Origin of the sequence: Citrobacter sp. Awk 4 (assembly GCF_028069725.1) — a bacterium.
In the GTDB taxonomy this organism is placed as follows: Bacteria; Pseudomonadota; Gammaproteobacteria; order Enterobacterales; family Enterobacteriaceae; genus Citrobacter_D.
This window is the reverse complement of the sequence record NZ_JANEWG010000048.1, coordinates 1-13,538: the sequence shown is the minus strand read 5'-3', so window position 1 is coordinate 13,538 and position 13,538 is coordinate 1. Positions and strand designations below refer to the sequence as shown.

The 13,538-nt window shown below is 45.3% G+C and carries 17 protein-coding genes and 1 tRNA gene; 15 read left to right on the top strand and 3 right to left on the bottom strand.

Going from position 1 to position 13,538, the window contains the following annotated elements; all coding sequences use genetic code 11:
- The first annotated feature begins 4 nt into the window (after positions 1-4).
- From proA to NNO04_RS17540, 3 genes are all read left to right on the top strand, one after another.
- Complete coding sequence (gene proA / locus NNO04_RS17550; protein WP_271445775.1) at positions 5-1,258, top strand: glutamate-5-semialdehyde dehydrogenase; 1,254 nt, start codon at positions 5-7, stop codon at positions 1,256-1,258.
- Between the two features lie 114 nt (positions 1,259-1,372).
- Positions 1,373-1,448, top strand: a tRNA-Thr gene (locus NNO04_RS17545).
- 569 nt (positions 1,449-2,017) lie between these two features.
- Complete coding sequence (locus tag NNO04_RS17540; RefSeq protein ID WP_164474134.1) at positions 2,018-2,176, top strand: hypothetical protein; 159 nt, start codon at positions 2,018-2,020, stop codon at positions 2,174-2,176.
- A gap of 41 nt (positions 2,177-2,217) precedes the next feature.
- Here NNO04_RS17540 and NNO04_RS17535 read toward each other — a convergent pair whose 3' ends face one another.
- Both NNO04_RS17535 and yecR read right to left on the bottom strand, forming a co-directional pair.
- On the bottom strand, positions 2,218-2,598 hold the full coding sequence (locus NNO04_RS17535) for a hypothetical protein (RefSeq protein ID WP_096981031.1): 381 nt from the start codon (positions 2,596-2,598) through the stop codon (positions 2,218-2,220).
- A gap of 139 nt (positions 2,599-2,737) precedes the next feature.
- Positions 2,738-3,067, bottom strand: coding sequence for a YecR family lipoprotein (gene yecR, locus NNO04_RS17530; RefSeq protein ID WP_071829443.1), 330 nt, complete (start codon positions 3,065-3,067; stop codon positions 2,738-2,740).
- Positions 3,068-3,253: 186 nt separating this feature from the next.
- Here yecR and NNO04_RS17525 point away from each other — a divergent pair, with 186 nt between their 5' ends.
- Positions 3,254-3,664, top strand: coding sequence for a hypothetical protein (locus tag NNO04_RS17525; protein WP_045148755.1), 411 nt, complete (start codon positions 3,254-3,256; stop codon positions 3,662-3,664).
- Here NNO04_RS17525 and NNO04_RS17520 read toward each other — a convergent pair.
- Positions 3,659-4,219, bottom strand: coding sequence for a tyrosine-type recombinase/integrase (locus NNO04_RS17520; protein WP_045148753.1), 561 nt, complete (start codon positions 4,217-4,219; stop codon positions 3,659-3,661). The two genes, NNO04_RS17525 and NNO04_RS17520, sit on opposite strands and share 6 nt — an antisense overlap.
- A 1,565-nt stretch (positions 4,220-5,784) precedes the next feature.
- Between NNO04_RS17520 and NNO04_RS17515 the strand changes: the two genes are divergently transcribed.
- From NNO04_RS17515 to NNO04_RS17465, 11 genes are all read left to right on the top strand, one after another.
- Positions 5,785-5,949, top strand: coding sequence for a hypothetical protein (locus NNO04_RS17515; protein ID WP_157848878.1), 165 nt, complete (start codon positions 5,785-5,787; stop codon positions 5,947-5,949).
- Positions 5,915-7,363 carry a DEAD/DEAH box helicase gene (locus tag NNO04_RS17510; RefSeq protein ID WP_045148751.1) on the top strand — a complete coding sequence of 483 codons (1,449 nt, stop codon included), beginning with the start codon at positions 5,915-5,917 and terminating at the stop codon, positions 7,361-7,363. Before NNO04_RS17515 ends, NNO04_RS17510 begins: the two co-directional genes overlap by 35 nt.
- Before the next feature lie 407 nt (positions 7,364-7,770).
- Positions 7,771-8,157, top strand: coding sequence for a hypothetical protein (locus NNO04_RS17505; RefSeq protein WP_271445774.1), 387 nt, complete (start codon positions 7,771-7,773; stop codon positions 8,155-8,157).
- Positions 8,157-8,591 carry a hypothetical protein gene (locus tag NNO04_RS17500; protein WP_271445773.1) on the top strand — a complete coding sequence of 145 codons (435 nt, stop codon included), beginning with the start codon at positions 8,157-8,159 and terminating at the stop codon, positions 8,589-8,591. The genes NNO04_RS17505 and NNO04_RS17500 overlap by 1 nt, the downstream gene beginning before the upstream one ends.
- A 586-nt stretch (positions 8,592-9,177) precedes the next feature.
- The gene (locus NNO04_RS17495) at positions 9,178-9,393 is read left to right on the top strand and encodes a hypothetical protein (RefSeq protein WP_271445772.1); all 216 of its coding nucleotides are present in this window, start codon (positions 9,178-9,180) and stop codon (positions 9,391-9,393) included.
- Positions 9,394-9,395: 2 nt separating this feature from the next.
- A complete protein-coding gene (locus tag NNO04_RS17490; protein WP_271445771.1) occupies positions 9,396-9,773 on the top strand; it encodes a hypothetical protein in 378 nt (125 codons plus the stop codon).
- A gap of 23 nt (positions 9,774-9,796) precedes the next feature.
- Positions 9,797-10,834: a major capsid protein gene (locus NNO04_RS17485; protein ID WP_271445770.1), complete on the top strand. Its 1,038-nt coding sequence runs from the start codon at positions 9,797-9,799 to the stop codon at positions 10,832-10,834.
- Positions 10,835-10,915: 81 nt separating this feature from the next.
- Positions 10,916-11,113, top strand: coding sequence for a hypothetical protein (locus NNO04_RS17480; RefSeq protein ID WP_162381648.1), 198 nt, complete (start codon positions 10,916-10,918; stop codon positions 11,111-11,113).
- The gene (locus NNO04_RS17475; protein ID WP_271445769.1) at positions 11,106-12,989 is read left to right on the top strand and encodes a hypothetical protein; all 1,884 of its coding nucleotides are present in this window, start codon (positions 11,106-11,108) and stop codon (positions 12,987-12,989) included. Before NNO04_RS17480 ends, NNO04_RS17475 begins: the two co-directional genes overlap by 8 nt.
- A 151-nt stretch (positions 12,990-13,140) precedes the next feature.
- Positions 13,141-13,269 (top strand): hypothetical protein, encoded by a 129-nt coding sequence (locus tag NNO04_RS17470; RefSeq protein WP_257394210.1) that lies wholly within the window; start codon positions 13,141-13,143, stop codon positions 13,267-13,269.
- 58 nt (positions 13,270-13,327) lie between these two features.
- A partial coding sequence (locus tag NNO04_RS17465; protein WP_271445768.1) for a hypothetical protein occupies positions 13,328-13,538 on the top strand: 211 nt, incomplete at its 3' end.

The window sequence follows — 13,538 nt, the reverse complement described above, 5'->3', positions numbered from 1 at the left end:
ACGTATGCTGGAACAAATGGGTATTGCTGCCAAAGCAGCGTCGTATAAGCTGGCGCTGCTTTCCAGCCGTGAAAAAAACCGCGTGCTGGAAAAAATTGCCGATGAACTGGAAGCGCAAACTGAAAGCATTCTGAGTGCGAATGCGCAGGACGTTGCCCAGGCGCGCGAAAATGGCCTCAGTGAAGCCATGCTGGATCGTCTGGCGTTAACGCCTGCACGCCTGAAATCTATCGCCGATGACGTTCGTCAGGTCTGTCATCTTTCCGATCCGGTCGGACAGGTGATCGACGGTGGTTTGCTGGACAGCGGCCTGCGTCTGGAGCGTCGTCGGGTACCGCTGGGCGTCATTGGTGTTATTTACGAAGCGCGTCCTAACGTCACCGTGGATGTGGCGTCTCTGTGCCTGAAAACAGGCAATGCCGCGATTCTGCGCGGCGGGAAAGAGACATATCGCACCAACGCGGCAACGGTAAAGGTGATTCAGCAGGCATTAAAAGCCTGCGGTCTGCCAGAAGCTGCGGTTCAGGCGATCGAAAGCCCGGATCGTGCGCTGGTGAACGAAATGCTGCGCATGGATAAATATATCGACATGCTGATCCCGCGTGGCGGTGCTGGGCTGCACAAACTGTGTCGTGAACAGGCGACGATCCCGGTGATCACTGGCGGGATTGGCGTATGCCATATCTATGTTGATGACAGCGCGGAGATTGCTCCGGCGCTGAAGATCATCGTCAACGCCAAGACCCAGCGCCCGAGCACCTGTAACACGGTAGAGACGCTGCTGGTGCATCAGGATATCGCGGAGCGTTTTCTGCCTGCGCTGAGCCAACAGATGGCGGAGAGCGGTGTTACGCTGCACGCTGATGCTGCGGCACTGGCATTGCTGAAAGCGGGGCCGGCGAACGTGGTGGCGGTGAAAGCGCAAGAGTACGACGACGAGTTTTTGTCGCTGGACCTGAATGTCAAAATCGTAACTGATCTCGATGATGCCATTGCTCATATTCGTGAACATGGTACGCAACACTCCGATGCCATTTTGACGCGTACACTGCGCAACGCCGATCGTTTCATCAACGAAGTGGATTCATCAGCCGTGTACGTCAACGCCTCGACACGCTTTACCGATGGCGGACAGTTTGGACTTGGCGCGGAAGTGGCCGTGAGCACGCAAAAATTACACGCACGCGGTCCGATGGGACTGGAAGCACTGACCACTTACAAGTGGATTGGCATTGGTGACGACACCATTCGTGCATAAATGATACCGGGTGATGCAAAAATAGGCGTTTGATTCACAAGGCCATTGACGCATCGCCCGGTTAGTTTTAACCTTCTACCCCGTGTTCACACTTGTGGACATGTCCTCATCAGGGCCGATATAGCTCAGTTGGTAGAGCAGCGCATTCGTAATGCGAAGGTCGTAGGTTCGACTCCTATTATCGGCACCATCTAAGAAAATCAATCACTTAGCGTAAAAAATCTAACGGATTGTATCTTCAATTATCATTCTTGATAACACTTGGTAAACGCCTTTGCGTTGTATCGGCTCAAGGATTGTACAACGTAATGGCGGGTAGTTACCAGGCTCAAGCCCGAACAGCATTAGAAATTTTGCCATCCCTTGAAGCTGAAAGAGTTGCCGGACTCTCTAAACACATCACTTGAACCCTTAGCGATACGTTCCGCGCTTCGTGCGGCGCTCAATGATGCTACACGTCGAGATGACGTTGCAGAGAATAAACAGGCGTAATGTTGGGAAGACTAACCGGATCGGGAAAGAATCCGGCTCTGCCACGGTTTCGATCACCGGAGTATAACGATCACCTGATAAGAGAACGTGCTAAGGCTTTATCCTCCCTGCGAAGGGATTACACCCTGCGGAAGCGCTACGCGCCGCCTTTTCTTATGTGCCCAACACGGCACGTAATGGTCATCTATTATCTGCACCATTGTAACTTTCGTTGTACTGTCTCTCTACTGTACGTTGAACGCTGGCATATTCAGCGGAGGGGATAACATGTCAAAAGCTAACTCACAAGCAGCCACGAAGCGTAACAACCGAAAGATACACGCTCGTAAATTCCTGGCTACGCCGGAGGGTAAATTATGGTTAGAACGCAAGACAATCGAAGAAGCTGAAATGAAGCTGGTTTCAGAGGCGAGGAAATTTATATGAAGGGGGGAGGGCATATTTCTTGTAGGATGTGCCCCCATTCCTCAACTTTTTTGTGCTTCCGCCGCGATTCTTACTCCACAAAGAAAATCACCAAGACCAGCCCCAACACTGGTTCCATCAGCCACATAATCACCTTTAAAAGCTAAACTTCCGTCCATATAGAAAAATTTTATTTCACCATATCCATTGTCGCAATCTGTGTTTTTCATACTAATTTTGTAATATTCAACTTTTTTATCTGTTTTTTCATACATGAACAAAGCAGATGAATCACCTTTTACATTTCTAAACGTGCCTTTCTTGACTAAAAAAGCACCGTCTTTATTCGTCGTAACTTCAATCCAATTGTTTGAATTTTCAGCGAAGGCAACTTGTGTAGCAAAAAGCACCGACAAGCCCAGTAAAGTGATTTTCTTAACCATATGCACCAATCCATTTTTTACGAATTATCTTAATTTTATCCCTGTTTTAAAGAACGTACAACGATAAGTCAGTATGAAATTTAGTCACTGCTGAAAATTCGTATCCCAAAAAATAAGGGGGCAACCCGCCCCCCGAATCTTACTTCTTCAAGTCACCAGTACATTGATATTCCATAGTGACCATTGTTTCCATACATCCGCTTGAAGATGGTTGAGAACAAACAGAAGTTGAACCACCGAAAGGCTCAGCACCAGAATAGCCCCATGCAGCGCAACGTTGTGCTGCTGCTTGAGCGCCTTGCTGAACGTTCACTTTAGGGGATTCGAACATCCCGAAAGAGTAGCTCATTTTTACAGTCCCATCAGCCTTGCTACCACCAGTTGGAACCAGTTGTTTCTGTACAGCACACCCAGAGAGAAGCAGAGTTGAAGCCACTAACACCAATAAACCTTTACGAATATAAATCATCCTGAATGATTGTTTTATTTAGAAGCGCCTGCAATGTTAAAACATAATTTCAAGAATTTTAAGTGGATTCTGATTGTGATGTGATGAAGGTGGTGTGCGAATCCTTGTGGTATCTTCTCCACACTGGTATGCGCAGGGAATCGGCAGTAACATATTCTTCGAATCGATACGTACGTAGGAGAGGTTATGGCAGGAGTATTGGCAAGCACGGCGGCAGCTATAGGGATTCTTGATAAAGCGGTAAGCATCACTCAGAAGCTGGCAAATAACAGCGATGAACTGGACAAGGCTACGCTCAAACTTGAGTTAGCCAATCTAATGGTCGAACTTGCTAACGCCAAGATTGAAGCGATAACAACACAAACTCTACTTTTCGACGCGGAACAGAAAAATAAGCAGCTTGAAGATCAGCTGAAAGATAAATCGACATTTATCTTCAAGGATAATGTTTATTGGAAAGCTGGAGATGAAGTACCATTTTGTCCTCATTGTTATGAAACAAGCAATATCAAAAGACACATGCAACAGTTTGCTGTCACGAGGGGTCAAAACGCTTGGTACTGTAGTGTCTGCAAATTGAGTGTTCGATTCTCATAAATCCATTTCATTGATAATCCGGCTAACGGCTTGCTTGTCTAAGTCCAGATAGCGCCTGGTGTCAGTGATGTTGCTGTGATTAAGCACGGTCATAGCTAAAGCGATGTTGTTTGCTGAACGCTTGTAGATGGCATTCCCGCCAGCTTTGCGGAAACTGTGAGCCGATACAGTGCCATGAATACCGATAGCTTTAGCGGCCTCTGCGATCTGCTTGCTCACTTCTTCGCGTCGTACAGGCGCTTGCTTGTTCATTGATCGGTTACGCTGGCTTCTGAACACATGCACATCATGCGGATACTCAGCACGGCGACGAGCGATCATCTGCACCACTGGAGCCGGAAGGGTGAGGGCTTTACGCTTCCCAGTCTTCTGTTCTTCTATGTCTATCTCTCCGTTAATCACTTCGTCGAAGCGCAAAGCTACGGCATCCCCCACACGCAATACGGCGGCTTGCATCATTAACGTAACGTCAGCTATCAGGCTTTTGTTATGAGCGTTTAGCCATTCCCTGATCGCTTTAGCTTGCTGTTCGTCTAACACCACTGCTCTGTTCAATTTACCCTCCTTCAAGGTCACACATCTAAACCAATGAAATAAACATTATGATCAATTTCAGTGAGTTGCAAGGCAAGTGATCAAAAAATAATCGGTGTTGTGTGTGGTAGATGGCGCGATTGTGTCCAGGGTTCAGCGCGAACAAGCACATTCTCCTGTTCGAAATTCGCACAAACTGGAAATATCTTAGCAAAATCATAATGTTGAAAAGTCTAAACATCTGTTTGAACGTTGCCAAATCCTCAACTCTTCACGAAGAACAGCGGCAACAGCGGAACATCACACTACCAATGCTTGTGTGTGGTTTTTATCTATCTCATTGATTTAATGGTGATAAATGTAGAGTCGTTAGGCGAGGGCGGCGCTAACCTGCCTGTATGCACAGATTATGCGGAGTTTATGCACTTGCAACTGATTGCATGATGAAATGATTAGAATGCTAACCAACTGGCGGGTTTGGGCATGGAAAATCGATATTCAAATAAATTTGATAAAACATAAAAAGTCTTTAAGCAAATTGCACCTATCATAAAAGTGCTCATTGTGGACAATGATCGCTGTGAGCCGCACGGCGTAAGGCTTTCGTATAAGTGATGAAAGATACTTTGAAAGTGAGAAAGGCGCTCAGAGGGCGTTACAGGCGGGTTATTTAGAATAGATTAAGCATCGCTTTACCTGGGGTTTAGCGGGTATTTAGAATGTAATTAGCGTGGGATTTTTCCGGCGCTATGGAGGCGAGTATTCGCTATTAACACGTAATCAGGATTGATGGAGGGTTAATTCTCCATAAAGTGGACTGTACAATTTGGTATGCGCTGATCACGCGCATGAAAGTGACTTCTACAGAAAAGTATTGTTGAGAAGAAATTTTCCTGTAGAGATAATTTGTCATGCTCGCTTCGCTCACTGACACAAACCAACTACTAACTACCCTTAATTAAATTAAGGTTATTAATTATCTCTCTTATGTTCTCGTATTCCTCGAACATACATCTTTGTGCAGGATGAGCATGAGCAGATACTTTTTCATGCGACATTCACCCGCTGATCGCTGGTTCATTGTGAGCCTACGATCTCAACACATCAAAATTATGTAAAAGGGCTTATCATTAAAATGATGTGTTAACAGGTTCATTGTGCGATGTAGCGTAGCTACAAGATCGGCTCACTCGCATGAAGAGCCGGAAATGATACCCTTCCTTGAGAAGCCGTCTTATCCTATTATGAAAAAATTGTTGACGACAAACTTATTTTATGGTAGGTGGTTGACAAACGTTATTAAAATAGTGTATTATGGTAAGTATGAAGGGGAGAAAACCTTCTGAACTTTTCAGCCCTGGGCGGGGTAACTGCCTGGGGCTTTTTGCATCCAAAATCCGAAGGAGGTAGTTATTGAAGTATTTCAGTAGTGACCAGGTTTTTAATGATCTGGTGAGTGGTAAGGTGAAACGCCACGTTATTTACGCATCCATGCAAGCAGCAAAATCGAGGGAGTATACAGACCGAATGAAAATGTTCGCTGACGCTCTCGCCCGTTATGACCAACACCGTAAGGAAATTAACTAATGATGAACATTCGTTTTAGTCCAGAAGTTTACGAGGCGCTCCGTGAAGCCGCCACAATTAAAGGTGTAAGTATTCCGGCCCTGGTTAACTCCATTGTCAAACACACTATCCTACAAAAAGAGGAAACTGATGAAAGAAAAGAAACGCGTAGTAAAATTCGTTGATGCAATTTGCGGATCTGGAAAATCCACCACGTTACAGCACTACATCAAGTCAAGTTTATTAACAAATTCCGAAGCAATTCCCCCTCGTTTTCTTCTCGTGATGCCAACACATGAATTATGTGGGCAGGTGAGGGAAGAACTAAAAGACAGACGGGTGAAGAGTTTCCATGTGGACACCGAAACAGAAGCGGTAAGACACCTAATTTCCACCTTGGAATACGATTTCCAGCATTCGGTTATTATCTGTACACATCAATGTTTCATTCATTACTGCTATCGCGCAGCGCTTGAAACGGAACTTCAAAACCTTCTCCGTAATTTCAGTATCTTTGTTGATGAAATCCCTGATGCAATGTTTGGCGCTTACATCAAAGTGCAGCATACCAAACGGACGGAACAAAATTTCCCATTCCTGGATTGGCTGGAAGAGCGGGACGGATTGTTATTCCTGAGTGAGGATAAGCGTGAAGATTTCTACGACTATTGGCACGAAACAGAGGCGAATGGTGCTGAGTTAAAGCGCCTGCTCTGGGCGATTATGCAGGGTGCTGGACTTCTCTACGAAGAGAATAAACACCTGTTCGCCTTCACTGCTTCACCAATTATCAGATCTGTAGAATGGGCTGAACAACTCACACTCTTAGGTGCTGGCTCTTCTCGAAGTTTGTTTGTCTGGGCTGCTGAACATCTGACGAAATACGAAGTAGAGAAAGCTGGTGAAGATTTACAGCCGCCACTTGAAAGACGTAAACATAAGCGTGTACCGATCTCCCTGGTCGCCGTATGTGAAAACAGATGCACCCTGACAGCATTACAGAAGGTGTTTCACGAACATCTCCAGGAAATCATCCAGCGCGTGCCTGGTGAATTTATCTTCGCTACCAACAGAGATAAATCCCTGTGTCAGTTTACTACGATAGGGGATGAAATTCTTACCGATGCTTCCCGTGGTATCCGTGTTTCAATGGCTTCCTATGGCCTGAACCATTACCAGCACATACACAATGCTGTATTTCTCGGATGCAGTAATCTTGATAAAGATTTCCAAGGTAAATGGCGGCAGTATGCGGAGCTTAACGGCTGGAATGTTGAAGAATTTGAACAGAAGCAACGCTCCGCGATGAATTATGAAAGGTGCTACCAGTTTATTAGCCGTACATCTATCCGTAATGCTGACACTGATCACCCTCTGGTGTTCGTAGTACCGGATCTGGCAACAGCTGAATACATCAAAGAGCATTATTTCCCTGGAGCAAAGATTGAATGTCTGAAATTTGGGAAAGTGAGAAAGAAAGTTAAAGGTAACAACACCCGTAAAGAAGTACAGGAACACAAATCCAAAGGATTGACCCAAAGACAAACGGCTGAACTAATGAAGAAAGGGATCGCCACAATACAACGCCACTGGAACTAATCAGGAGGACTAATTGATACAATACATAAAATTGAACAACACAAACCAGATACAGATCAACGATAGCGGGAAGGGCGTTTATTATGCGCTTATCTGGTTCTGGAAGGGCAGAAAAACTAAAATTTCTTACGGAGAGCTATCTGATAAATCCAGTGTAAGTGATAACGGGATCAGATTCTGGCTTCGTGCGCTGCGCAACATTGGTGTGATCGATATCGACGATGAAAGCCATTATCTATCATTCACGCTGAAACACATCGAACGAGACAATGTAGAATTTATCTACTCTAATTTCTAAACACACAATAGGGAAACTTTTATGATCATCGCTATGTATTGGTTATTTGCATTTTACGCAGTATGGACATTAACGAGAAAACACGGAAGTTTCCCTCTACGAGGAATAAATGGGAAAAAAAGAGCGAAGTAACATTGTTAGAATCGGAAAAACAATAAGAGCTAATAAAAAGAAGTTCACCACCACGCTAAAAAATTATTCACGAGAATCTATTCCAGGCGAGTTAATAACCATAGTTCGAGAATATCCCGCAGTAGTACCAACCGGATCAGAGTTTGAACTATTGCAGGATGTTCTATCGTCAACGGACAACGTTTATTACAAGCCACGCCGCCGCCGTGAATACCAAGTTGATTCTTCAAATCTCCAGCATTGGCAAGTATTGGGTTTTCAACATTACGCCGATTATGTCGGCTATTCACAAACCAACGGCCTGAGTGGTCACACCGCCGATTTTGATTTTATTTTTCACGATGAAAAGGAAACACACGATTAATGGACACACAGACAACACAAACAAAAAGATTCGCGCAGCACGTTAAATGCTGCCAATGGTATTACGAAGAGATCGAAACAATCACCAATGATGCTTATCTGACAGATGAAGAGAAAATAACGGCGCTTGATGATTCACTTCAAGAATTACACGATAGTCTGATTATTCCGATGCTGGACGCAGCTACAGACGCATACCGCGAAGAAACGCCTGAGAGCCTCTCAGAGGCATTAAAATTGCTTGAGCTGTCAACGGTGGCATTGCATGGGATTATTGCCACAGTGGAGGCTACAGAAGCCTTACACACCGATCAGGACGTGCTCTGGGAAGTGTCACGAGTGGCAAGGCTGATTGTCGATTGTCAGCAGGATTTAGAAGCGTTGGTGCAGGGGATGACCGAAGAAGCTCAGGTTAGTGAAACTGAAAAAATTTAAATGAGAATGATAATTATTCTTGACATTCATAACGAAATCGGTTATACTAAAAATAAGGTGATATAAAACTCACTTCTCCGCTTCTTCTATGGGTTCCCTCCTTATAGATTTCCCTGGTAGCTCCAGGCGAGAGGATGGCTACGCAATTAGCCCTCTTCTCTAAAATCGTTACTTCTCTCTTACGGTATTGTTATGTGTCGTTTCACTTTCCTTGATATCGGTCTAACAAGGGGAGAGCGCTGCCCGTTCCGGGATGATCCGGGGATATATCCGGCGCTCTCATCCTTCCTATGAGAATACATTATTTTAGAGAAGAGCAATCCTGCTCTTTACTCCCATTCATTCCGTTAGGGTGAATGTAGTCAGACAATCTCGAAGATTTTTCTTTGTTACGTCTGGCATTCTCTTATTACTATCCAGTGGTGATATTGAGATTCCATTGATCACATCTGCCAGCGTGAAAGCAAATCACCTGATAGTGATCAGCGGGGTTTATCCTAAGACTCCCCCGCACCAATAAAGCCGACTGTAGCACGTTGGCTTTATTTTTATTCCGTTCATAACAAAATAAGTTAGGAGGAACGATATGTTCCTGATGAATTCCACGAAGCATATTAGCAAGCTGGCTGATGAAATAACATCTTATACGGATGAACAGCTTTCAGTCATTGCCAAATGTGCAGGGTGCTCAGTTGAAGAGTTGAAATCTTCACAGCAGACAATAACCAAAACCTTAAACACTCCTGCTAATCCGCTTGATGGATTACAGGCACGATTAAAAATATTAGCTCAAGGAAAATAATAATGCAGTTTGGACAGTTTCAAACATTAAACGGGGATAACTCCCACGCCAGATACAAGGTAATTGCCTATACAAGCGATCCCATTCTCCAGGACAAGCTGATCCGTGTGGAATCCAGTATTCCTGAATCTCTCATTGTTGGCGACCTCATAACCGCTACAGGCGCAAAAGCTGCCGCTCCCGGTGATATCGCTTACGTGGTGGTAGATCCAGCCAGCGCAGGAAGCAAAGCCTTTATTGTGGCTTCCCCTGTACACGTCATTCTATCCCTTGCGGGGATCGAATTTGGCTCTATGGACGAATCATTAGCTCAGGCACAGCTTGCAACGCTCGGCTTCACTTTCTCAGACTTCGACACTGTAGCGCTTCGCACTACGTAATAACCTCAAGGATAATAATAACAATGGCAAAAGATTTATTTAGTGGTGCTATCTTCGACAGCTTTTCAAGCCCGTTTACTTTCAGTACCCAACTTAATACTATCATTACCAATCTCGGATTATTCCGAGAGGAACACCACGCAGTTAATACAATTGCGCTGGAAAAGATAACCGATGTAAAAAATCTCGTGGCGAAGGAAAATAGCCCATACGCCCAATCAGATTGGTCGAGCGCCCAGCGTCCTGAGTTTACAAACGCTCTCTACCAGATGAAATTTTTCGGGATTCTGAACAGTGTCACGAGTTTAGATCTCCAGCAGTACGCCTCAAGAGGCATTAGTGATATTGCCGATCAGGTAAGTATTGCTCTGAGCGATTTCTCAGACTCACAATACAGTATGGCGAATAACGCCGTTGAAGTGGATTTGGTTAACGCTCTGCTTGGTCTGCGTGTTGATAGCGAGTTTGCCGGACAGGGCGATCTTGATTTCCTCGCTGGCGGTAGTCGCACAGAATACACCCTCGACGTGAGCGACACGGCGAACATCTTCGAGCAATTGAGCGAGATCACTCGTATTCAGAATGTGGCGCTTGGTGAAGGGCTGGCACAACAGAAACAAGGTGTTGTGATCCTGGCTGCTGGCGCTGCTGCTAAAGCACTTCGCTACCATCCTTCTATCAAAGATTTTATGGTGTACACGCTGAACGTTAACGCCAGCGACAACTTCTACACGCGAGTCGTAGACGAGAATCCGGCTTATGAAGTTTGGACTCTGAACGGTGTCACGGTGTGTGATATCTCTGGTTATAGTCTGATCACTGACAAAATCGGTGTGGACGGGTTCGCCGTCATTCCTCGTATGTCTGACAGTGCTAACGCGCTTGTTCTTCACACTGGGATCGGAGTGCGTCACCTGACATTAGGCAAAGAGGCCGCATTGCATCACCAATATGTGATTGCCGATGCTAAATGGCAGTTCCCATCTATTGCGACGGAATCCAGCTTCCTACCAATCAACAATATCCCTACGGCTATTGTATTCGGATCTCTGTCTGAGTAATCCCGATTAAAGAGAAAATCACGAGAGGGGGAGGGTGTAGAAATACGCTTTCCCCTTTTTCATTTGTAGAGGTAAATAATAATGGAACTAATCTTAAAGAGTGCCAAATCAGGCACAGTGAAAATAAACGATGCAACTGAGCTATTAACATTGGCTCAGATCTGCAAGATATACGGCGTGAGTTATAACGGAGTGCGCCAGCGTATGTACCAATACGGCGAATCCCCATCAAAGGCTATAGATTTCTTTATTGATAAACAAGGCGGTGGTGATGCTTGATATCAACGTCGCTTCAATTAAGACGACCGTTTCCTTTGTGGTGGACAAGCAAAGCATTGCAGAAGCAAAGAAAGCCGCCACTGACCTACAAAAATACTTCCAGAAAATAGCCGATCCGAAGATTCGTTTTCAGATGCAAAAACAGCGCCGCCAGAAAGTGCGTGAACAGGTTGCAGATGCTAAAGCGGCTACACCAAAAACGTCTAATGACGTGAAGCAACAGCGTATTGCAGAAAAAGCGGCGAAAGCGCAAGCCAGGGAAGCGGCTAAGATAGCCAAACGTAACGAGACAGCCGATCTGAAGCGACGATCCGCCATCCTTCAAATGAAAGGCATTGCTGGGAAGTATGGCCTTGACCCGCTCAAACAACTGGAATTTGCCCGTTTCGCCAAACAGCAGACAGAGCTATTCCGTACACAACAAATCTCGGCTCAAAAACTCTCGTATGAACTTCGTGAACGCATAGCGCTTATGCGCCGTGAGGCGGCTCTTCAAGCTAAAGTGACGGCTTCAACACAGGCACAAGCGGCAGCACTGAAACACGCTAAACGCACGGACTATGTAGGGGCTGCAAAGGGTATTCAAGAAAAAGGTATCAGCGGCATTATCGGCGGTGGTGCTGGGTTAATCGGGGCTACTGCTGCTTTTGCTGGCGGGGCTGGTGTCCTGTCTCGTATCCGTGACAAAGGGAATGAGAATCTGGAGCTGGTACGCATGAGCAATCTTGTTAAGACAAATCCTAATGCAATCAAGACGATGGTAGCATGGGGACAGCAACACGGTGTTGATTCAGCTAATACCTCAAAAGCCGTCGATAACATGAAAGATGTGCGTGAACGCCTCGCCATGACTGTTAACGATGCTCAAATGAAGAATGGCGAATGGAAGGGTGGGGATGGTGGCATTACGTCGATAATGAACAAATTTGGATGGAGTAAGGATCAGATTTCCAAGTTCCAAGATTCACCACTCGATTTTGTTCAAGCTACGGTGAATGAAGGGCAACGCCGTGGTATGTCACAGGCTCAGATTGGTACGCTGATTGAGAGTTTAGGTGATGACCTGATGCACTACACCGATATGTTCATGAACAACGGTGCAGAGTATAACAAGACGCTAAGAACTCTCATTGAGTCCGGTCAGACGCTGAACGACGAAATGATCAAGCAGGTTTATGAGTATGGCGATTTGAGTGTTGCTATGGGTAATCTGATGAATGGAATAGACAATCAGTTGTTTACAGGCTGGATGAAAGGCTTTGCCGATGGGGGCGACGATCTGGTAAGGAAAACCAAAATTATCACCGAAGCGGCGGGAATGCTTGGAGAGGGCTTAGGCAATCTCTCGAAAGAAATCACTGGGTTTGTGGGTGAGATTTCCAGTGTTGTGAGTGATATCAATGCAGGGCTGAAAGAACGTTTCCCTCAATGGTTCACTGGTAGCGATAAGCCAGCGGCACAGAGTTTGTATGATGGTGCTGTTACAGGAAGTGCCAACAGTGCTGCCGATTGGGTGCAGGACAAGACAGGGTGGGACAGCCGTAGTGTAGGTCATGCCGTTAAAGGTTGGTTAGGGATAGATGATCAGCCTACAGGGACAGCGGTAGAACAATACGGCCTGAATGGTGATTCTCTGAAAGGGGGAGCGCTTCGTGATTCTGCTATATCATCCCTAACCAGCACCAATAGTGCGCCAGCGTACAATCTTGCACCTGTATTCAATCTCAATCTTGAAGCGTCTGTTCCGCTAACTATCGCCAGCGATAGCTCAAGGCTGAGCGATTACATTGATTTCCAGGCGAGAGCCTCACAAGCCAGTTTTACACAGTCGCTCACCTTGTCAGCCTTGAGCGGTCAGAGCAGCACAGGGGGGTGATTGTGATGTAAATCGCATGGAGATACCACATATTGCGCTTGTTTTGTAAATGATGTGTATATGTGGTGTTTTTTCTTTGACGCCGCTTCGTTTGTCCCTTATTCTTAAAAGGGTAAGCAGTTCACTCTTTATCTCCAAGATGAGGTGTTTTATGGCTAAGAAAACAGTAGTTCGTTCTGCGATAACTGGTCAGTTTGTTAAGCCCATTGAAGCTAAAAGACATCCTGACACTACGGTAACTGAAACTATCAAAATCCCTACCAAGAAAGCTAAGAAATAAAAACATCTCAAAGCGCCTATAGCGGCGCTTATTCTTTTGAATCTCTGGAGAGAATAAAATGGCTAACAATCTTTTTGTAACCTATGACTTGATCAAAACTAAAAACTATCCAGCAGTTTACGAAGCTATTAAATCATTGGGCGTAGCAGTCAAAGTTACAGAATCAAATTGGTATGTTAATTCACATTACAATTCTGAACAGGCAGCGCAAATAGTTCATAAAGCGATGGATAGTGATGATAAATTGATAGTTGTAGATGCAACAAATA

Excerpts from the sequence above, each read along its gene's own strand:
- NNO04_RS17475 (WP_271445769.1), top strand. The coding sequence starts at position 11,106 with ATGCTTGATATCAACGTCGCTTCAATTAAGACGACCGTTTCCTTTGTG.
- NNO04_RS17500 (WP_271445773.1), top strand. The coding sequence starts at position 8,157 with ATGGACACACAGACAACACAAACAAAAAGATTCGCGCAGCACGTTAAA.
- NNO04_RS17485 (WP_271445770.1), top strand. The coding sequence starts at position 9,797 with ATGGCAAAAGATTTATTTAGTGGTGCTATCTTCGACAGCTTTTCAAGC.
- NNO04_RS17480 (WP_162381648.1), top strand. The coding sequence starts at position 10,916 with ATGGAACTAATCTTAAAGAGTGCCAAATCAGGCACAGTGAAAATAAAC.
- NNO04_RS17535 (WP_096981031.1), bottom strand. The coding sequence starts at position 2,598 with ATGGTTAAGAAAATCACTTTACTGGGCTTGTCGGTGCTTTTTGCTACA.
- yecR (WP_071829443.1), bottom strand. The coding sequence starts at position 3,067 with ATGATTTATATTCGTAAAGGTTTATTGGTGTTAGTGGCTTCAACTCTG.
- NNO04_RS17515 (WP_157848878.1), top strand. The coding sequence starts at position 5,785 with ATGATGAACATTCGTTTTAGTCCAGAAGTTTACGAGGCGCTCCGTGAA.
- NNO04_RS17540 (WP_164474134.1), top strand. The coding sequence starts at position 2,018 with ATGTCAAAAGCTAACTCACAAGCAGCCACGAAGCGTAACAACCGAAAG.
- NNO04_RS17490 (WP_271445771.1), top strand. The coding sequence starts at position 9,396 with ATGCAGTTTGGACAGTTTCAAACATTAAACGGGGATAACTCCCACGCC.
- NNO04_RS17470 (WP_257394210.1), top strand. The coding sequence starts at position 13,141 with ATGGCTAAGAAAACAGTAGTTCGTTCTGCGATAACTGGTCAGTTTGTT.
- NNO04_RS17505 (WP_271445774.1), top strand. The coding sequence starts at position 7,771 with ATGGGAAAAAAAGAGCGAAGTAACATTGTTAGAATCGGAAAAACAATA.
- NNO04_RS17510 (WP_045148751.1), top strand. The coding sequence starts at position 5,915 with ATGAAAGAAAAGAAACGCGTAGTAAAATTCGTTGATGCAATTTGCGGA.
- proA (WP_271445775.1), top strand. The coding sequence starts at position 5 with ATGCTGGAACAAATGGGTATTGCTGCCAAAGCAGCGTCGTATAAGCTG.
- NNO04_RS17495 (WP_271445772.1), top strand. The coding sequence starts at position 9,178 with ATGTTCCTGATGAATTCCACGAAGCATATTAGCAAGCTGGCTGATGAA.
- NNO04_RS17525 (WP_045148755.1), top strand. The coding sequence starts at position 3,254 with ATGGCAGGAGTATTGGCAAGCACGGCGGCAGCTATAGGGATTCTTGAT.